Consider the following 18,075-nt stretch of genomic DNA (forward strand, 5'->3'; position numbering starts at 1 on the left):
TTATGCGCCAGCGGCTACGGTGCCAACACGCATGCGCACACGAATGAAATCGGCATTACCGGTGGCAATTGTGGCCTCGTCCTGGCTGTAGCCGATCACCGCGTTAGTGTCAGCGGTTGCCGGTGTGAAATTGCCATTGGTGCCCAGCTTGATAGGGGTGTCTTTGGCGTATGTACCCGGCCCACAGAGCAGCGCGAGCTCGCGGCCCTCTTCTACATAATTGCCCACCGCTGAATCACCAGCAGGAACCGCGTCAGTAATTGAAAGCCCTTGGTGGTGTGCGACGTCAATGATGTAGATGCGGCCACGTAACGACGTAGCCTGCACAAATTCATCATCGGCGTTGATGACTGCGGCGCTGCCGGGCAGCAGGTCTTTAGCTACCACGCGGGTTTCGGTCTTGTAGAGCGATTTCCCATCGATATTGATGCGACGATAACGCGCCATTACGCAGTACCTCCGAAATAGGCGGCAGGGTCTGGCGCGCCGGTAACCGGTGGGTTTTTAGCGCTGTTTGTTCCGAGGTGTGCAGCCTCACCCAGCTTGCTGAACATCTCTTTCAGCGGTTCGCCTGTCAGGGCATTGGCAATGATCTCACCATGAACGGCTGCCACCGCATCGCGCATGGTTTTCTCTTCGGCGCGGGCATTAGCGGTCAGGGTGTCAGATAGCGTCTTCTGGTTAGCCTGAATGCCCGCCAGCGCCTCTACGATGGGTTTCAGCGTGGTCTCGTTGTTCGCAGTGATAGCGCCGCTGACGATGTTGCCGATTTGCTCGACATCTTCTTTGGTTAAAGGCATATCGCCCTCCTTATGGTGGTTTGCTGCAGGACCATCCTGCGGTGTGAAAATGGATTTGAATTTGTTGGCTACGATTGCCACCCAAGACTCCTGGCGGGCCACCTTCGAGCCGGTATCGTCAAACGCGATCTTTCCGCCTTCATTGGTGTAGCCGTAAACCTGCGTGTCACTCCCATTACGGATGACGATGGCCTGCGAGTCGGTGAAATCGGCAATCCAGGCGTAATCATCCGGACCGGTCACAAATTTATCGCGGGCGGCCTGCTCAAGGCGGCGCTCGCGCTCGCGGTAGCTTTCCCCCACCAGCGCGCCGGAATTAGGTTTGAGCGTTCTGGCCTGATCTGCGTTAACCATCAGGCCAACGCCCTGCTCTGGCTGTGCCGCGCCAACCTCATGCAGCAGAATGGCGTCGTGGTCCATGGCGTTGATTTTCGCCACCCATTCGATGCCCTGGGCTTTCTGCTCTGCGCTGGCCTCCAGTTGGTCGAGAAACACGGCAACGCTGGTGTGGATTGGCGGTACATCCTCACCGCGCTCAATGGCTGCTACGCGCTCCAGCAATTCGCGCCCGCCTTCGCTCTGATTGGCAACGGTGGTATCGACCCATTTCTCTGCATAAATGCGGTTGCCAGACTTCTTCACGTTGCGATTCCACGCACCGATGTGACCGACATTGATGCCCTCTGGTGAGAACGCAGAGACAAACTGGCCGTTAACGGTCGGATGACCGAGGGGTGCCAGAGTGCCCTCCAGCCCCTGATAATGAGCGTCAATTTCTGAGGCCGAATACAGGCCGCCGTTCATCACAACGTTTGCCGGTAGCGTGTAGCTCGGCAGCACCAGATGCGGGCGACCGTTATACGTTTCGCGGCGAATAGACTGATTGTTCACCCTAGTGGTGACGTTAATCTGCATAGGCATGGTTATGTCTCGATTAGGCTGCGTGCTGGGGGCCGCAGCAGTGGTGTGAATGGTTGGCGGCGAGTGCCATGTATCGTTTGTATTCCCCCTGAGCCATCTCAATAATTTTTGAGTTAAGCGGATTGCCTTTAGCATCCACCAGCACTTCAACCTGTGAGCATTTGCAGTTGATCGCATTGGCTCCGATGGCATACCACCGCCTAACTTCCTCCGTCATATAAAGATGAGCATGTCGGATGGCGTGTGACTGGCGCGTTGTGGGGCTTAGGGCTGAGTAATGTAATAACCGGATATTCAGGCCCAAATCTCGCGTGGCCTCATCTGCCTCATCCCAGCGGGCGCGCCGCAGTGCTGTAGTCAGCTCCGTTCTGGCGATTCTGTTAGCGCGACGCTTTTCAATACCTGCCTGTGCCGTAAGGTTTTTAGCCACCACTGAGGGGTGAAGCCCGCGTCCGATGCCTTCAGTTAGCACCCGCGCCATGTTGCGTTTAACTTCCGCTGATAACCCTTTCATCTCCTCAAAAATGCGCGTGTAAACCAGCATCATTCGTCGCTGATAGGGTTCACTCATGAGCAGGGACTGGAGGGACTGCCTGTCAGCCAGGTAGGTTGCTGACTGCTGGGACAGGTTGGCAAATGTCTGGGCGGTACCGCGTACAACGGCAACCTCAACGTAATTTTCAGTAAACCAGTTATTGTTCTGGTCGCCCTCCACTAGCACGGCATCGGTGAGAATGCTGGCGTCGTTGAGAACCATATTCAGCAGAACCGGATCGAGCTGGTATTCATAGTGGGCGTTAATGGCGAGGGATGTCGGGAATCGCTGGAGTGAGTCTTTATAAATTTTACCGACCTTCTTAATGCGTCTGGCGAAATCTTTCATCGCCTTACGCTCTAACTGGTCAATGCCGGTCGGGTCTGTTTTGTTGCTGGGCAGGATTGCGAAACTGGGCGTCTTACTCCTCTTCGTCATCGTCATCCTCCGGCAGCGGCTTACCCCCGCCAGGCTCATAACCTGCTGCAACACGGATTTCATCAACCGTGAACACCTGCTCCCCGGAGGCGAGCGCTGTCTGGTTGATGCTGCTCATTTTGCTGGCGCTTTCGAGTTTGTCAGAAGGTGATTGCTCGTTTAGCTCATCCCAGACGATGCTAAATTTTGCCACCGGTTTGATAATTTGCAGGCCTATGAGCTTATCGACCATATCCTCAATATCGAACGACAGATCACCCCGGCGTGACTGGCAGCGACTGTTGAAATAAATCTGGTCCTCAGTACTGGCCCGCTCTCCTGACTGGTTGCCAACGATGATGCGCGAGGGAATATCAACCGAGGCGCAAAATGTCTTTAGATTAACCTCATAGGTGGGCTCTGGGTCAGAGACGGCATTAACCATCGATGTGACCTGTGCGCCCTGAGTAATCAGTAGCGTGTCATTACCACGATTTAGTTCGCGTGCGGCTTCGTTAAAACGCTCCTGCAGTTCATCGACAGTGACGCCATACAATGAGGCCAGATTTTTGAAATCGACCTCCTTGTCGAAGTTGATGCTTTGCTGGCGCGCCGCATTTTTTAGAAACGACTCACCAGAGCCGCCTTCGACTTTCTCCAGGCTGACGCAGGCGTTATAGCCTGGCTCGAGAAAACCGATCTCGTCCTCTGACATATCGCCGATGATCAGAACGCGGTCAGGGTGAATTTTACGTTGTGCAGTGCTCCCGTCCGATAGCGTCTCTGTGTACTGCCACATCGTGATACCGCCATTACTGTCTCGGGTGGCAACCTTCAACGCGCTTGCCCAGACAGGGGTGATTTTCTGCAGTGCTTTACCTTTAATAACCGGCTCAATCCACTCTTTGCTGTCTTTGACGTGCAGCAGGATGCCAGCCCAGCGCCCCACCAGCCGCCTTATATCTGCTTTGGCAAATGCGCGCCAGAATCGGTGGTTAAATACATGGTTGCTGCCACGCTCCCAAGGGGTCACCTCTCGCGACTCGTCGGATTGCTCGCCCTCAATAACCTGCGGGTTTGTTTTCCAGCAATTTGAGGCCAATTTATTTACTGCGCCGTTAGCAATGCCGCCACGTCGGTAGAGCTTGTAAAGGTCATCGAATGTCAGATTTTCTTTAAAGCCGTATTCGCACCATGCGCTCTCGCGCTTTGTATCCAGCCCCATGCCGGGGTTAAATGCCATTGCGCGCGCACGGGCCATCCTTACATCATTCAGCGCGTGATTGACGGCGAGTAATAATTTATCAGTCATGATTTTTCCGCTGGTGCATTTCAGGCAATAAAAAAGGCCGCCGAAGCGACCTTGAGTTAACAAACTGTGCCGGATTACGCCGGTAAAAAGCCCTCAGCGCGGGCAGAATTTTCAGGTGAGCCGGATGCGCTGAAACAGCTCAATGGGCCATTCGTACTCCTGCGTATAGTCCGGCTTGCGGAAATCGAAGGATAAAGAAATATGCATCTTGGGCGATCATTTTTGGAACAAAGAATTGACCAGTTAGTAGCGCTGTTAAATAGTGAAGTCACTGGCGTATGGTGCGCCGGATAAGGAGATACCTCATGGGCTATTACGTTTTAAAGAAAGCAAAAAATACACCGGCGCTATCAATGTCTTCGACCCTATCTACATTTACTCAGCAATACTACTTCGTTTTAAAAGCAACCAACGGCGAAGTTATTGCTACAAGCGAAATGTACAATTCCAAACAGGGTGCTGAAAATGGAATTAGGTCAGTTCAGTCAAATGGCAGTACAACTGATATACGTGATGAGACCTAGATAAGAAATTTAAAAATAGGGCCTTTTCGGCCCTATTTAACATAATGGGTGTTACCCGCCTTTCAGAAATGCCACTCACTCGCAATTCATAATGAACGGGTTATTTCTCTATGATTTCCTAGCGGCAGAGCTGAAATCGGGCTGCATAAACAGTGCATAAAATCGGCCTGAAAATGCATAGCCAAAAATCATAGCGAACGGGCTATTTTCGGCAACTACCACAAATCCGTTTTAACGCCCCTGCAGGCGCTTAGGAATCATCATGCCCATCGTCTGGGCCTTGCGTTTGATGTGGCCATCAAGGCCGTATCTAATGCCATCCCAGCAGTGTTCATTACCATCAGCCAGTTTTGGCAATACCTCCCCTGTAATGCGATCAGTTTTGTAGGACCACATTCGGGCTTCGCGCGCCACGTTCTTACAGCGCTTGTGGATAATGATTTCATCAAAGCCGCGCAAGTGGGCAATCCCATCCTCTACACTGCCCTGCCACTTCTCAGCCGCAGAGATATTGAATCCCTGACGCCTGAGGTAGCTGATTGTCTCGGGGCGCGCTGAGTCAGCCTTAATTGGCCAATCGCGTGCGCCGGGAATGGTGTCATATAGAGCTGGCATGTGGTCGAGTTCGGTTTGCTGCCCATACGCCTCGTATTCAACATAGAGCCGATTATGCAGGATGAATGAGCGGGTAAGCGTGTTGGGGTCTTTGGCAAAACCGAAGTCAGCACCAAAGAAAAGCCGCTCGGCCTCTTTCCACAAATTGTCTGAGAACTCAGCAACACGGTATTTGCCAGCCAGCACCTGTTTGTCTGAGTTTTCGAGGTATGCGCCCTCCCATACCCAGGCATAAGTTGCCGGATCGAGGCGGCGCTCATCGTTCTGGCGCTCACCCTCCAACACGTCAGGAAACCAGGGGTTGTCCGTGTAATTCATCTCTACGGTTATGCAGTCGTCACCAGCCTCTTTGCGGAACCGCTTATCAGTAGCGCTGCCGTCGCGCTCAGGGTTCCATGTCACCCAAATCTCCGAACCTTCTTCACGGACTGTCGGGCTAAGCTTCTGCCAGGCGATTTCACTGACTGACTCAGCCTCATCTACCCAGCAAAGCAGGATGCGTGCCTTTGACTTTATGCTGTCGAGGTTGTGCCGCAGACCAGAGAAAACGTATGTCACCGTTTTGTCGATGGTGCGGATGTATTTATCACCAATGTCAAAATTGGACGCCAGCCATGGCACGGAAAGGATCGCCTGCTTAACCTCCTGCATGCTCGACTCCTCCAGTGAGTTCATGAACTCACGAGCACAGAGGATCACGCCGCTCTCACGGTTCATCATCGCTTGGTATGCCCTAACAGCTGTCATCAAGGCAAACGTGCGTGTCTTTGCACTGCCGCGCCCACCATGTGAACAGCGATAGCGTTTACCTACCGCAGTAAACAGGGGGGCAAGTTTAGCGGGGATCGGAAGTTGTACGGCGTCACTCATGTTTAGGCTCGACGGGTAAAAGCTGAATCACGGTTGGTTTTGATGCCATGCTGCCATCGGGGCTGGTGTGCTCAAACTTCTGCCGGTTGGTGTAGGCTTCCCCAACCTCTTTAGCTGCCTGCTCCATCAGTGATGCGGCTAGCGCGAGATTCTGCATTTTTTCGGCCTTCGTCATCATGCGATCAAGCGTGCGAAGCCGGTAAGACTTATTGGCAATCGGAATGTCAGATATTTCGGTCTGAAACCGGGCGCGTGTGCTGTTAAACAGAGCGACCCACTTTTTTGCAAGCCCCTTGCCGCTGGCCTTTGTAGGATCGTGTGATTCAATCTGTTGGGGTGTAACTTTAATACCAAATTGTTTTTGGACGGCCTCAGCAACAATCGCTAGCGAATCAAAGCATGCAAGTGACTGAATGATGAAGGCTTTCACCTCTGGTTTTAATGCAGCCATATTTCACCATTCTTCTAAAGCATTCTAAAATTTACGCCAGTTTCATCAGGCACGTTCCACAGGCTCTGGCTACATTAAGCTGTGCCACCTCAGCGGGCTGGCTTGCAGCCTCCACCAATTGCTGAACATCAGCGCTGGCACCATATCGGCGGACAACCCCAATGAACTCCTCAACATCATGCCCGCGCATTGTCATAACTGGCCGCCCCTCCGAATTGAATTTAGGTGCACCGAATTCATCCCGCGCTTGTGCTATGTGATAAAGCTCATGCTCAATGAGAGCGCAGAAGTCGAGGTCACTGCATTCACAGCAGTAGTCTGCAGCCAGCGTTATGATGAAGCGGGGAACATATCCGAACCACTCATGCATCTGTTGCTGCATGCGGGCCTTTTGCCAGCCACCGGCCCGCATGGTGATTTCCTCAGCCTGACCCAGCACAGTTCTGCCGCGTTTAGTGAAGGCTGTCGATGCCCACATAAACCGAATATCGGCATGCTGTAGATGGAGATGTTCAGGATTGTGGAGTGCCCCCTCTTCACTGAGGATGTGTTCAGTGATCCACTCAGGAATTTCATTGGCAGGAGTCAGGCTGATGTAGGGATTAAATTCATTCAAAAAACTTTGTGGTGGTCGCGGTCGGTTTAACTGGTCAATCTGCATGGGCTTAACCTGTGCGTTTAGTTACTACAACTTCGGCCTCTGTGCCAGATGCAACGCGCAGCCATACGACCCATGGAGCATATACATTCAGAACGCGACCGGCCTGATGCCAGGCGATTGAATCTGCACTATCGGCATACTCAATGAACCCCACATCAACTGTTAAGTGGCCGCTGTTCGTGCCATCTGTTATCTGGACGGGCGTTCGAGTTATGGTTAATGACTCAGACATAGCTACCTCTAATTAATTGGATTGGCTGTTAGACGGCGGTTATCACCAGCGTTGAAACCATGTCACGCAGCGTTACCGTTAATGTGCAGGTCCCGGCAGTGAGTATGCTCACAGCCGCCTGGCCTTTAGCCGAGGTGGTGATGTGCTGCACCATGCTGGGATTAGATATCGTCCAGACAGCACCATCTGCTCGCCCAATTTGAGCGCCAGTTTCACCATTAATGACAAACGCACCCAGGTACTGCCAGTTTCTGGGCGCAGTGGCGTTTAGCATCGTGTAATGCGTTGCATCTACCTGAGTAACGTACCATGGGGACGTGGGTGTTTTGTCGCCATCGTTCTGAATGAATATCGTGTCAGCTGGTGGTTTATCTTTACCACCAATATTTATTGCGCCAGGCGCTGAGATACCATGCATACTCGTGCCTCCAATAATGATGGCGTTGGGTGTAACTATCATTCAGAATTTCCTGCTAATTAGTTGTTTTCAACCCTCGGCAATTGTAGAAAATTTCGCCGATATCTCATTGTGTTTATGTTGAAAAGTGAACTCTGTGAATGCATTTTTCAGCACAAAGTAAAAATATGTCTAGCTGGCCAAGTGGTATCAACCGTTCCCTAAAGATACTTTTCTTGTTGCCGTTACTAATAAACTACATAGGAGGGAAAATTCATGATAGTTAAGGAACTACTAGGTTTATCGATATGCCTGCTAGTGGCAGGAATGTGTCTCATCTGGATTGCTTCTCACAGCTCGCGTCGAGGAATGTTTCTTATAAGAAAAAAAAGAGGCAATGAAAAAAACCTTTACATGAGGCCATCCAAATGCCCAATCGGTGAGATGGCATCTGCGCAGATCTTCGTTTCTATGCGTAAACTTTTGAGAGAACTACGTGCTGAGGGCTGCAGCCTGATTTTTTTTGAATCCCATATGGTGCGTAAAGAGAATCTAGAGAAATTTATTAAATTTTTAGACGCAGAAGGCATGATGTGCGAAAAAATTCAGTTCAGGAAAACATTGTTAATCCACTCAATTCACATAAAGCTAGCGATGCGTATTTGCCATAAAAAAAGGATCAACGTTCACCCTGAATCAGCCAGGATTAGCATACGCCTCCAATAATTAAAGCCGCCCGGAGGCGGACTGGTTCAATCAATAGGTTTTAACGGCGGGCTTAATGCCTCAATTTCCTTTTGCACAGCGAAAGCCGATAACGGCTCAGTAGATGCGATCATATACCTATCACCATTATCTGAACAAAATTCACTAATGAAGTAGGTGTCGTTCAAGGGAGTAGTGATTTCTGCTTCTTTTTCACGGCTATAGAACTTTCCTAACCGTTTGTCTGCTTTGACTGGTAAGTCGATTTTGTCATGGTAAACAGGTCCTACCCAAACCTCTCCATGACGTAAGCCGCCAAGAACGAGATACTGCACATATTTTTCTTCACTCATGCTCAATTCCTTTTTTAAGAAAGAACATTGAATATGTCATAGAATCATCATCAGGCGAACTCGCAAATGCGCCTTGTGATGAACTCAGCAATCATCGTCGGGCTGAGCTACTGCGCGGCATGCGAACATGCACGCCTTCTGCATTTCGGTATTAGCCATAGCAATCCAGCGCGGGTCAGCGCCAGTTTCTTTCGAGGTGTCATTCAGGAAGTGACGGCTAACATCTTTCAGCTGGTTCATCACTTCAATATCGTCAGGAGTTAACGTCCGATAGCCCTTAAGGTGCTGCCGTCCTGCGGTTTTGCTTCGCTCATTTAGTTCTTCTCCTTATTATTGCAGTTCAAATCCCACGTTTCGTTGTGCGTCAGAATTTGCCGCTGTGTTTGGCCACTCATTACGTCGATATCGTGGTTACTGATATAGATCGGGCGCACCCACTCACAGCTGGTATCAATCGCCCTCGCGCCGCCACCGTTCCCGCAGCCGCTCAGAGACAGCAGCATCAGGCAGGCTGCTAATATCCTGCTGAACATCGACAGCATTTTTCAGTACCTCAATGTGTTTTTCTGAATCCTTAGCCTGAACAGATGCCCGCTCAGCTGCGGCTATGTTTTCAGCTGAGTTTTTACCTCTACGCCGACCCAGCCCGAATGCGGCCACTACCAGACCGGCGATTATGGCCAATAGGGTTATTAGCGTTTGCATCAGATCAAACCTCTGTAGGCGTCATAGGTGCCGGTGCGCATGACCTCAGCGTGACGGCGTGCGCGGTTAGGTGTTTGGCGCGCCCACAGACTATTCATCATTCCACCAGCTGCACCGGCAAAATCACCACGTGCAATCATGCCCAGCGTGTTTGTGAAGCCAGCCAGACCTGTTACACCCATCTGATAGGCCATGCTGTAGAGAATGTCGCGGCGTGCGTCGTTACACTGCGCCAGCGCGGCCACAATTGCAGGCTGTCGATTCATTGAGGCGGTTTTCGCATCTACCAGGCATTGTTTCCAGACGTCTCCAGCACGGCGCGGGACGGTAAACTGGTACTGGCTGATTGGTGCGTTTTGAGGGCCAATCCTGATACCACCGGCAACCGTTGGAAAATTGCGGGTGTCCCAATAGGGAGTCTCGCGATAACCCTCTTCAAAATTAAGGATTTCAATGATTCTACTCATCACCTTTACTCCGTGGTGGGTATGAAACAATACGTGCGACATTACCTCGCGCCGCAAATACAGCCGCGCAGATCAGCGCGTTCGCTACAACTACCGGCCAGCCACTGGCGTGGTATTGCCCGAACAGCCAAAGCAATGCGAAATTGCCATAAAACAGAATCAGACCCGCAGCTATCCATGAAACACCGCGTTTATATGTTCGCCCTGTTTTGCTGAACGCCATCAGCCGCAACGCAATAGCCGCGCAAATGGCGACATCAATCACTGTCAGGAAATCGCTACTAATCATGATTTATCCCCCAGCCATTTTTTGACGAATGGCAGTTTTGAAACGCCACCATTTTTCAGCCAGAAATAGCCTTGCACCGCAGCAGCGGAAATAACGACAGCTGCCAGGGCATCAAGTGGTTTCTCCCGATAATCGAAATAGTCCTCTACTTTGTCCGCTACAAATCCGGCCCCAAATACGCCAGCTGCATAGCCAAACAGGAAATAGCCGAATATCTGTCGTCGCGTTAGGTCGCTGGCTGTGACGATAAAACACATCGAACCGGCAAATGCTCCAAACGCGATTGAGTAATCTACAGAGGTGATAAATCCCACCAGCGCAGACGTGACAATGCCCCAGCCAGCTACGGTTGCCGTAGCGCCGGTGCTTAATGGCTCAGCCATTAGCGGTCCCTCTTAATGATTAATAAATTCTGATTTACTCAATTAGCTGATTCAGTTCGCTAACCGTCTGCTGGAATCGTTCCTCTTCCAGCTCAACGCCAATTGCAGAACGGCCCAGCTTTATTGCCGCCTTTATTGTTGATCCTGACCCCATGAAGAAATCAGCCACCACATCACCCGGCCTGCTGCTGGCGTTGATAATCTGCTCCAGCATGTCAGCAGGTTTTTCGCATGGGTGTTTGCCGGGGTAAAACTGAACCGGCTTATGTGTCCATACGTCTGTATAGGGAACCGCTATTGTGACACCGAAATATCTGCGCAGAGATTTGAACTCTTCCTGCAGCTCCAGATATTTACGGTTGAGTGAGTGGTACGTGTCCACCAGCCGGTGGTGCGGTACGGCTAACGTTCCTGATTGATGACGTGCAATGGCTATTTCAGTAAACAGCGCCTGCAATTTGTGGTAATCAGCCTCGTTGGGTAGCTGCCACTGACTGGTGCCGAACCAGTGCGAGACCATGTTCTTCTTACCGGTTGCCGCAACAATCTGGGCAGCGCTTACACCCAGCTCTGACCGGGCATTACGGAAATAATCAATCAGGGGTGTCAGCACCTGCCGTTTTAACTCATCGCATTTCCGAGCATAGGCGTCTGGTTTGTATGGCCCCTGATAATGCTCTGCAAACAGTATGCGCTCAGTCGAGGGGAAATATGCTCTCAGACTCTCTTTATTGCAGCCATTCCACCAGCCAGAGGGCTTAGCCCAGATGATGTGGTTTAGAATGCTGAAGCGGTTACGCATCATGATTTCAATATCAGATGCAAGTCGATGCCCCGAAAATAGATAGATACTTCCGCTGGGTTTTAGCTCCCGCCAGAACTCCGCCAGGCAGCAATCCAGCCACCGTAAATAATCCGCGTCCCCTTTCCACTGATTGTCCCATCCCTCCGGTTTCACTTTGAAATATGGCGGGTCGGTAACAATCAGGTCAACTGAATCGTCCGGCATGGTTTTCAGCACGCGCAGACAATCGGCATTGAACAATTCAACGCCAGGCATTGTTATTTTTTGCATCACATTTATTTCACAATATATAAACAGGTAAAAACCAAGAATAAAAAAACCCGCTCGGCGGCGGGTCTTAAAGAGGGGTTGCTTGCGGATGCAATCGTGCGAAGCATACAGCTATTTAATCAGTCTCTGGCTCAACTTTCAATGAAAATCTTTGGCTATTTAATTCGAATGCGTCATTCATTGGCTGATATAGCATATATTCAGCAACTGATAACCATTTACTAATACGGCGTCGGCAGGTTGAGTAACTTAATTCAGGATGATTTTCATTCATCTCTTCTGCTAACTCACGTTGACTGACTCTATCGCGATAATGCCTTTCAATTATGCGCCTCAGTGGCTGGTGATTAATAAACACTGTGGCGATAACCCTATCCATCCTCAACGCCTCATCATCCGTGCAGAATACCAGACTGGAATGGCGGCTCTCCTCGAGCATGTTTTTTATCCAGCCGGTCAGAGACTCTGTTGCACAGCCCATACGCTGTATTTTTCTCAGGACATTACTCAAATCGTTGCGTGTGACGACGTATTTTTTCAAAAGTTTTTTGAACATGTCTGGGGCTTCTGGGCATGTATCAATGACTGACCAGCGGCCCCACATTTTTAATTTACCCTGAAGCCAAACACTTTCAAGAGTTTTCAGGTGAAACTCCGCCCCTACATTTATTCGTGAAACACCACGCATTACTTTCTCCACAAATTTATTCTTAATTTAACCAATGATGTTGAATGACAATGCAGAATCGATAAATGTGAAAGGTGAGTCAGTCTTGACACCATTTTAAACCTCATTCGATAAAATGCATTACATAGTATGAAGCACTCTGCAAAGCGACTTCATAAACACCACGTGATTATACCCCCAAGAAAACTCCGTAAAAAAGAAATATAAAACTGAAGTGATACCAGAAAAACAATTAATTCAACTACAGACCACTTCCAAAGTGGACCGGTAAATAAACTGTAAAAACATTAAAGTTTAACAAGTAAAACTAGTGCCCACCTTCAATTCCCGACTAAAAAATTAAATTTTGCTAACCTTCCAATATGTGGTTTAATTTCAAGGCAGACCTAGATCAATTTTACCTGCAGAATGAATTTTCAATACTTTTACCTCCATAATTTGACCAACTTTATAATTCTCGAAAATATTCACTTTATTGCCCAACAAGCTATAATGAAGCAAACCTGAACGATTACCGACTTTTAAAAACACCCCATATTTTTGCAACCCAATAATGCACCCAGGAATAGTGGCTCCAACTTCGAAATTTATAGGCAATCCTAATGTTATTCTACCACAAGATGCTATACTCATCACTTCTACGCTGATACTTTGACCTATAAAATATTCCTTATAAATGTTTGCATTTATATTTAGCATTCGTTTATGTAATAAACCAACGCTATCGTAAATCTGAACAAAAAGGCCATAATTTTGCATTCCAGACACTAAGCCTGTATGAACCGAACCAACAGAAATTTCTTTAACTTCAAATGATATCTCATCGCCTGCATATTTCAACTCCACCCCTTTGTCAGTAAATAATGCAACCTCTACATATATAAGGCTTCCTAAAGGAAATTTTTCTAAAACTTCTTTAAAGTTGGAGCAGTTGTTTTTATGAAGTAATGCATTAGTTCCATTAATATCTATAAACAACCCGTAACTCATCTGTTTTTTCACCAAACCTTGATATTTAACGTTCATTTCAAGAATGGTAGGTTGAGATTTACTTACAATTACTCTACCTTTATGAGGCATTATATTTACTATAAAAAAATCAAACTTCTTACCTATAAGTTCACTAGCAAATTTAGCATCGTCATAACAAATCGCCAGTAATCCAATACTTAATTCAACTACATAGCTCCTAGCCTTAACAGAAGATACTAAACCTTCAACTGGTTGCGTGACTGCAAAGAGACTTTTAGCCTTTTCCCATACAGGTAACTTATGGCGCTCCTCTAGAAATTTAAGCCATTTCTTTATTTCCTGGGGAGCTTCATCAATATTTATCGAGGCTTTTGGCAGGGAGGACATTTTCTCCCATTTTTTGTTATTTGGATAAGCCTCGATACGCTTAGTTAAAATAATCGCCAAATTAATGGAGATTGGATGCAGAGGAGACACAATTATAAACTTTGCAGCTAATAAAGCCCACTCTGGCTTTTCTTTAAACTGCATTAACCATTGAGATGCAAGTAAAAGAAAATGATTATCGTTAAAGTGATATTCTAATAAAGCTTCGCAAACGAAACTCCATTTAGCATTTCCCTCTTGAACCTTTAACCATTCGCATCCTAAATTTAACATGTTCTTTAAAAATGGTTGTTCATTGATTTTTTTATATTCTTCTATTAATGAACGCCAAACGTATATCCATTGTTCATTTTCTCTATTATCAAACAACCACACTTCTCCTAAATGAAGTAATTCTTTTAATGTTAATTCAGGTGGTAAATCCTCTTTTTTTTCCACCATGATTTGCCAGATAATCCCCCAATCATCCTTATCTAAATGATTTTTCAACCATTCCGCACCCATTTGCATTAATAGCTTCAGTTCTAGTGGAGACGACAAGGAATTTTCTCTAGCTAACAAAATACGCCAAGTAGGAATCCAGCCAATTTTGGCTTCATGACCTTTAAGCCATTCATTACCCATTAAAATTAATTTTCTAGACTCTAAGGCAAATGGTACATAATCACAAAATTCTAATAACTCTTTCCAGAAATAACGCCACTCAGCTCTATGACCATGACTATTTAGCCAATTACATCCTGCCTGAACCAATAATCTTAACTCAGAATTTTCTATAAGATTATTTCTATTATCAATTAATGCTCGCAGGACAAAGGTCCACTCAATTTTTTCTTCACGTCCATTTAACCATTTTAAACCTAACTGAATAATATCATTTATGGGAAGTATCCTTGATAAATGATCATCTTGGTTCAACAACGCGCGCCACACATGAGCCCACTCTTTTGTATCTTGATTATTAATGAGCCAAATTTTTGCTAACTTCTCTAACTCTATTGATATTGAACTTTCCGGCGTAGCTAAAGAATATAAGTCTTGGAATACAAAAGCCCAATTTGATCCTTCAGCATTATTATGCAACCGTTTTAAACCCAAAATTAGCCATGTATTATTATCCCAGTCAATCTCTTCATTTTCAGGGAGTAATTTCTTCCAAACAAAATGCCAATCGGGACGATAAAAATGCTGTTGCAACCATATGAAACCACTATTACACCAGTGATCATAGTTCATATTGTTTTTATCTAAACAAATCTCCCATACAAATGACCAAGTAGGATGTTTTATTTTCTTTTCATCTGTTAGATACTGAACAGCCCATTCAAACAAATCTTTATGGCACGGAAAGTGATGTTCAAGATGTCTCCAACATACAGTCCAAACTTTATTAGAATTTCGTAAGGCTCCTAACGCCACGGCTAAGAGATTAGAAGAAAAAATCTCGTTAATTTCAGGAACTGACGCAGCCCAGCAAGCCCAACTCGTTGTTATATCAGCGAGAAAATCAACATCTATGCTTATACAATCTTGTTGACCAAGCCATATTCTAGCGCATTCATTTGCTAATAAAGAGTTATCAGAAATATTTAAACGTTCCTCAACTACCCCCCGCTCTCTGCCAGAGAATATGCGAAGCAATTGCGCTACTAAACTGTAATATTGATCATCCAGTGCTTTATTGAAAATCGAAATAAGATCATGTGTATAGGATTTAGAATTACGCGGTTCTCTTAATGCTATATATAAAGCATTTGCCATGTGGGGATGTGTAAGGCGAAGAATTTTACCCTCCTCGCCAGGTTCTAATAAACTAAAATCACCATCACTATTAAGAGTTTCAAGCTTTTCTCTATCTTTTTTATCAAGCCAATGATATGGCGCACGTAAATAAATTCGATTTAATGCTAAGGGAAGCCGTAAGGCTTCCTCAAGGCCATTAAGACAAATTCTCTCGCTAAATCTTCTCGCAAATGCTCTGAGATCACCATGCGCAAGTTCTACGGCTAATGAAATAAAAAGTCCATTGCCTTCTTGAGTTGCTTGGGAAAATGCTGTCCCACGTTTAGCTTTTTTACCGGTTCGTTCATTATACCAAGCTTCAATCTCAACAGCTTCATGAGTTGTTATAGCTTCGACAGCATCATAAATTAACTCGAAACCACGATACTTAGCTGCTTCAGCAAATGACTCTGCAAACTCAGTGGGGCCACATGTAAGAATCATCGGCCACGCTTGTTGACCTTGTTCGTCAATAAATTCGCCTATACGACTAAGGTCAAGTCGATCACGGGAGTCTCGGTCATAAAGATCATCAATAGCGATAAAGTCTGGTCTCCACTGACTCGGAGCATCAGCAATTATTCTAAGCGCTGGTTCAAGTAAATCAGCCTGTCCTTTTAGCCATAGAACGCGCCAACCATCATCAACCAAGCGTTTTACAGTTTGTAATAAAAGAACGCTCTTACCAACACCAGAACGACCACTAAGCCAAAAAACTTTTGCTTCACTTTTCAAATCATTTAAACTTTCATATTTCTCTAAGATTACACGCTGGTACAATTCCTCTAAGCGGGTATTCCTAGACATGTATTGCCCATCACGCATCCTGGCTAAGGTGATTTCTTTTCCAACTTCCAGATTTGGGCTAAAGCGGTCCTTAACTTGAAAATCTGAAGAGATCAGCAATTGCCCCGGCAATTCAACATCTCTTCTGCTTTGAGTAAAACGCTCGCAAATATCGTCTCTAATACGTTGTGCATCTTCAACATAGGCAGCACGTGTTAATGCGCGATCTAAAGCGAACCTCAAAAATTCATAAGGTTTATCAAGGTGTTGCCAGGCTGCAACAATAGCTCTCCACCAAGGATCAGGTTCAATACGAGGCTGTAGTAATCTATTATGGGAAAGAAGTTGTTGTATGGTTAGATAAGTTGAATGTGTGCTCGGGATTTTACTCCACTCAATTAATGAACTACTTTTGGATGCGACAAGCTTGAATTTCACTGTAGAGTGCCATTTCGGATAGTGCACTGCTAAAAAGTCGTTGATAGCTACAATTTCAATGGCTGCATGTTTTAGCGTCTCTGTTGTAAGTGTACGCTTAACTTGGATACATACTAACTTGTCAATCTCATCCATTACGGCTAAATCGGAAAGAGCTTCCAAGAAAAGCTGCCCTTGGTGATTCAAGGCAGCTTTTTTTATGGTAAGGGACTCAACGAGATCAGCTAAATAATAACGTAGCTGATAATCAAAACCAGCAAGAGCGTTAATACCGCCCCTAGCGCGCCGGTTTTGTGTATTGTCATAATCTTCTAATATTGAAGTTATTTCGCTCATAAGCAGTTAATCATCAACCTCTTAACATTATCTACCACATGGGCAATCACATTATTTTTGCTTAAGCATACTTTAAAGTTGATAGCATAAATAGCCGTAATGTTAAGAATTTTCTTAAGATAAATATAAAGAACTCACTTCAAGCAAGTGATTAACCATATGATTTATATTATTAATATTTTCACTTAGGCTCATTATTCTTTCTTAAACTTGTTTATGTCATTGAAATGTAATATTTATTCTTCATAAAAAGATTGTTATACATTTTAAAGAAACTGAAAAGGTTAATGGTAAGTCCTTCATGTATAGCGGTTAACTACGCTATCATTTCGGCTATAGTTAGCTTCTTTTGGCTCGTTGCTTTTGCCTTTTCCAGCTTCGTTTTAGTACTTTTCACGCTGACGCACCATGCTTACGAACCAGCCCAACGGCGGTAGTGGCGGCAACATCTTTTTTTTTGACCAGTGCGATCAGCTCATCACCAGACGTAAGCAGCGCCAAGTGATTTTCAACGTAAGTGATCGAGCGTTTCACTTTTTTGGCAATCTGAGACGGCTCCCAGCCCTGATTAATCAGGCGCTGATATGCAGCTGCTCGCTACAGTGGTTCCAGTGCACGCCCCTGACTGGATGTGACCATGAAGGCGATGCGGTCAGCCTCACTGCCCACGAAATCTTTGCATTCTAGGCGGATGTCATAACCGGCCTCCTGTGCCAGTTTTGCGCCGTAGTAACGATGGTGGCCATCGATGATTTTTATGCCCTGCTCTGTTACCTGCACAGCAAGCGGCGGCACATGCTCACCAGCGATGTAGGCATCGCGGAATTCCTCGACGTGGGTCTGATCGATTTCCCGGATGTTGTAACCAATCTCGACATAGAGTTTATCAACGCCCAGCAGGTAGGTTTTGCGGGTGGTGATGTCCGTTTCAGTTTTGGATTTGTTGTCGTAAATTTTTGATAGCGTAGTCATTT

General features: G+C 46.6%; 17 protein-coding genes and 2 pseudogenes. 1 reads left to right on the forward strand and 18 read right to left on the reverse strand.

Annotated features, from left to right (window positions below; all coding sequences use genetic code 11):
• From ACX8ZY_RS12240 to ACX8ZY_RS12255, 4 genes are read right to left on the reverse strand one after another with little or no spacing between them, the layout of a single operon-like run.
• Entirely contained in the window at positions 1-447 is a 447-nt protein-coding gene (locus tag ACX8ZY_RS12240) for a gp53 minor capsid family protein (protein WP_275102353.1), read from the reverse strand.
• Positions 447-1,721 (reverse strand): hypothetical protein, encoded by a 1,275-nt coding sequence (locus ACX8ZY_RS12245; protein WP_459260001.1) that lies wholly within the window; start codon positions 1,719-1,721, stop codon positions 447-449. The genes ACX8ZY_RS12240 and ACX8ZY_RS12245 overlap by 1 nt, the downstream gene beginning before the upstream one ends.
• 13 nt (positions 1,722-1,734) lie before the next feature.
• Positions 1,735-2,694 (reverse strand): phage minor head protein, encoded by a 960-nt coding sequence (locus tag ACX8ZY_RS12250; protein WP_459260003.1) that lies wholly within the window; start codon positions 2,692-2,694, stop codon positions 1,735-1,737.
• The gene (locus tag ACX8ZY_RS12255) at positions 2,678-3,985 is read right to left on the reverse strand and encodes an anti-CBASS protein Acb1 family protein (RefSeq protein ID WP_311978046.1); all 1,308 of its coding nucleotides are present in this window, start codon (positions 3,983-3,985) and stop codon (positions 2,678-2,680) included. Before ACX8ZY_RS12255 ends, ACX8ZY_RS12250 begins: the two co-directional genes overlap by 17 nt.
• Before the next feature lie 305 nt (positions 3,986-4,290).
• Here ACX8ZY_RS12255 and ACX8ZY_RS12260 point away from each other — a divergent pair, with 305 nt between their 5' ends.
• The gene (locus ACX8ZY_RS12260; RefSeq protein ID WP_422881402.1) at positions 4,291-4,509 is read left to right on the forward strand and encodes a YegP family protein; all 219 of its coding nucleotides are present in this window, start codon (positions 4,291-4,293) and stop codon (positions 4,507-4,509) included.
• Between the two features lie 231 nt (positions 4,510-4,740).
• On the opposite strand, the gene ACX8ZY_RS12265 is transcribed toward ACX8ZY_RS12260, so the two are convergent.
• From ACX8ZY_RS12265 to ACX8ZY_RS12330, 14 genes and pseudogenes are all read right to left on the reverse strand, one after another.
• Positions 4,741-5,994 (reverse strand): PBSX family phage terminase large subunit, encoded by a 1,254-nt coding sequence (locus tag ACX8ZY_RS12265; RefSeq protein ID WP_459260006.1) that lies wholly within the window; start codon positions 5,992-5,994, stop codon positions 4,741-4,743.
• Positions 5,987-6,445 carry a DUF2280 domain-containing protein gene (locus ACX8ZY_RS12270; RefSeq protein WP_158131808.1) on the reverse strand — a complete coding sequence of 153 codons (459 nt, stop codon included), beginning with the start codon at positions 6,443-6,445 and terminating at the stop codon, positions 5,987-5,989. Before ACX8ZY_RS12270 ends, ACX8ZY_RS12265 begins: the two co-directional genes overlap by 8 nt.
• Before the next feature lie 31 nt (positions 6,446-6,476).
• Entirely contained in the window at positions 6,477-7,106 is a 630-nt protein-coding gene (locus ACX8ZY_RS12275; RefSeq protein WP_158131809.1) for a putative metallopeptidase, read from the reverse strand.
• Positions 7,107-7,366: 260 nt separating this feature from the next.
• Positions 7,367-7,798, reverse strand: a complete 432-nt coding sequence (locus ACX8ZY_RS12280) for a hypothetical protein (RefSeq protein ID WP_158131810.1) — start codon at positions 7,796-7,798, stop codon at positions 7,367-7,369.
• 689 nt (positions 7,799-8,487) lie between these two features.
• Positions 8,488-8,793 (reverse strand): hypothetical protein, encoded by a 306-nt coding sequence (locus ACX8ZY_RS12285; RefSeq protein ID WP_158131811.1) that lies wholly within the window; start codon positions 8,791-8,793, stop codon positions 8,488-8,490.
• Positions 8,794-8,877: 84 nt separating this feature from the next.
• Positions 8,878-9,107, reverse strand: a pseudogene (locus ACX8ZY_RS12290) (Acb2/Tad1 domain-containing protein).
• Between the two features lie 136 nt (positions 9,108-9,243).
• Complete coding sequence (locus tag ACX8ZY_RS12295) at positions 9,244-9,498, reverse strand: hypothetical protein (RefSeq protein WP_158131812.1); 255 nt, start codon at positions 9,496-9,498, stop codon at positions 9,244-9,246.
• Entirely contained in the window at positions 9,498-9,965 is a 468-nt protein-coding gene (locus ACX8ZY_RS12300) for a lysozyme family protein (RefSeq protein ID WP_158131813.1), read from the reverse strand. Before ACX8ZY_RS12300 ends, ACX8ZY_RS12295 begins: the two co-directional genes overlap by 1 nt.
• The gene (locus ACX8ZY_RS12305) at positions 9,958-10,254 is read right to left on the reverse strand and encodes a phage holin family protein (RefSeq protein WP_233273062.1); all 297 of its coding nucleotides are present in this window, start codon (positions 10,252-10,254) and stop codon (positions 9,958-9,960) included. The genes ACX8ZY_RS12300 and ACX8ZY_RS12305 overlap by 8 nt, the downstream gene beginning before the upstream one ends.
• Positions 10,251-10,637, reverse strand: coding sequence for a putative holin (locus ACX8ZY_RS12310; protein ID WP_158131814.1), 387 nt, complete (start codon positions 10,635-10,637; stop codon positions 10,251-10,253). Before ACX8ZY_RS12310 ends, ACX8ZY_RS12305 begins: the two co-directional genes overlap by 4 nt.
• A gap of 34 nt (positions 10,638-10,671) precedes the next feature.
• Positions 10,672-11,712: a DNA-methyltransferase gene (locus ACX8ZY_RS12315; RefSeq protein ID WP_158131815.1), complete on the reverse strand. Its 1,041-nt coding sequence runs from the start codon at positions 11,710-11,712 to the stop codon at positions 10,672-10,674.
• A gap of 115 nt (positions 11,713-11,827) precedes the next feature.
• Positions 11,828-12,400: a DUF1133 family protein gene (locus ACX8ZY_RS12320; RefSeq protein WP_158131816.1), complete on the reverse strand. Its 573-nt coding sequence runs from the start codon at positions 12,398-12,400 to the stop codon at positions 11,828-11,830.
• A gap of 375 nt (positions 12,401-12,775) precedes the next feature.
• Positions 12,776-17,101 (reverse strand): S1 RNA-binding domain-containing protein, encoded by a 4,326-nt coding sequence (locus tag ACX8ZY_RS12325; protein ID WP_158131817.1) that lies wholly within the window; start codon positions 17,099-17,101, stop codon positions 12,776-12,778.
• Positions 17,102-17,432: 331 nt separating this feature from the next.
• Positions 17,433-18,073, reverse strand: a pseudogene (locus tag ACX8ZY_RS12330) (ParB/RepB/Spo0J family partition protein); the annotation flags it as partial.
• Between the last annotated feature and the right edge of the window lie 2 nt (positions 18,074-18,075).

The organism is Pantoea sp. XAF26B01_ASV70 (genome assembly GCF_054512635.1).

What these genes read in the sequence shown, in the direction of transcription:
- ACX8ZY_RS12240 (WP_275102353.1), bottom strand. Translation starts at nt 447, where the DNA reads ATGGCGCGTTATCGTCGCATCAATATCGATGGGAAATCGCTCTACAAG.
- ACX8ZY_RS12245 (WP_459260001.1), bottom strand. Translation starts at nt 1,721, where the DNA reads ATGCCTATGCAGATTAACGTCACCACTAGGGTGAACAATCAGTCTATT.
- ACX8ZY_RS12250 (WP_459260003.1), bottom strand. Translation starts at nt 2,694, where the DNA reads ATGACGAAGAGGAGTAAGACGCCCAGTTTCGCAATCCTGCCCAGCAAC.
- ACX8ZY_RS12255 (WP_311978046.1), bottom strand. Translation starts at nt 3,985, where the DNA reads ATGACTGATAAATTATTACTCGCCGTCAATCACGCGCTGAATGATGTA.
- ACX8ZY_RS12260 (WP_422881402.1), top strand. Translation starts at nt 4,291, where the DNA reads ATGGGCTATTACGTTTTAAAGAAAGCAAAAAATACACCGGCGCTATCA.
- ACX8ZY_RS12265 (WP_459260006.1), bottom strand. Translation starts at nt 5,994, where the DNA reads ATGAGTGACGCCGTACAACTTCCGATCCCCGCTAAACTTGCCCCCCTG.
- ACX8ZY_RS12270 (WP_158131808.1), bottom strand. Translation starts at nt 6,445, where the DNA reads ATGGCTGCATTAAAACCAGAGGTGAAAGCCTTCATCATTCAGTCACTT.
- ACX8ZY_RS12275 (WP_158131809.1), bottom strand. Translation starts at nt 7,106, where the DNA reads ATGCAGATTGACCAGTTAAACCGACCGCGACCACCACAAAGTTTTTTG.
- ACX8ZY_RS12280 (WP_158131810.1), bottom strand. Translation starts at nt 7,798, where the DNA reads ATGATAGTTACACCCAACGCCATCATTATTGGAGGCACGAGTATGCAT.
- ACX8ZY_RS12285 (WP_158131811.1), bottom strand. Translation starts at nt 8,793, where the DNA reads ATGAGTGAAGAAAAATATGTGCAGTATCTCGTTCTTGGCGGCTTACGT.
- ACX8ZY_RS12295 (WP_158131812.1), bottom strand. Translation starts at nt 9,498, where the DNA reads ATGCAAACGCTAATAACCCTATTGGCCATAATCGCCGGTCTGGTAGTG.
- ACX8ZY_RS12300 (WP_158131813.1), bottom strand. Translation starts at nt 9,965, where the DNA reads ATGAGTAGAATCATTGAAATCCTTAATTTTGAAGAGGGTTATCGCGAG.
- ACX8ZY_RS12305 (WP_233273062.1), bottom strand. Translation starts at nt 10,254, where the DNA reads ATGATTAGTAGCGATTTCCTGACAGTGATTGATGTCGCCATTTGCGCG.
- ACX8ZY_RS12310 (WP_158131814.1), bottom strand. Translation starts at nt 10,637, where the DNA reads ATGGCTGAGCCATTAAGCACCGGCGCTACGGCAACCGTAGCTGGCTGG.
- ACX8ZY_RS12315 (WP_158131815.1), bottom strand. Translation starts at nt 11,712, where the DNA reads ATGCAAAAAATAACAATGCCTGGCGTTGAATTGTTCAATGCCGATTGT.
- ACX8ZY_RS12320 (WP_158131816.1), bottom strand. Translation starts at nt 12,400, where the DNA reads ATGCGTGGTGTTTCACGAATAAATGTAGGGGCGGAGTTTCACCTGAAA.
- ACX8ZY_RS12325 (WP_158131817.1), bottom strand. Translation starts at nt 17,101, where the DNA reads ATGAGCGAAATAACTTCAATATTAGAAGATTATGACAATACACAAAAC.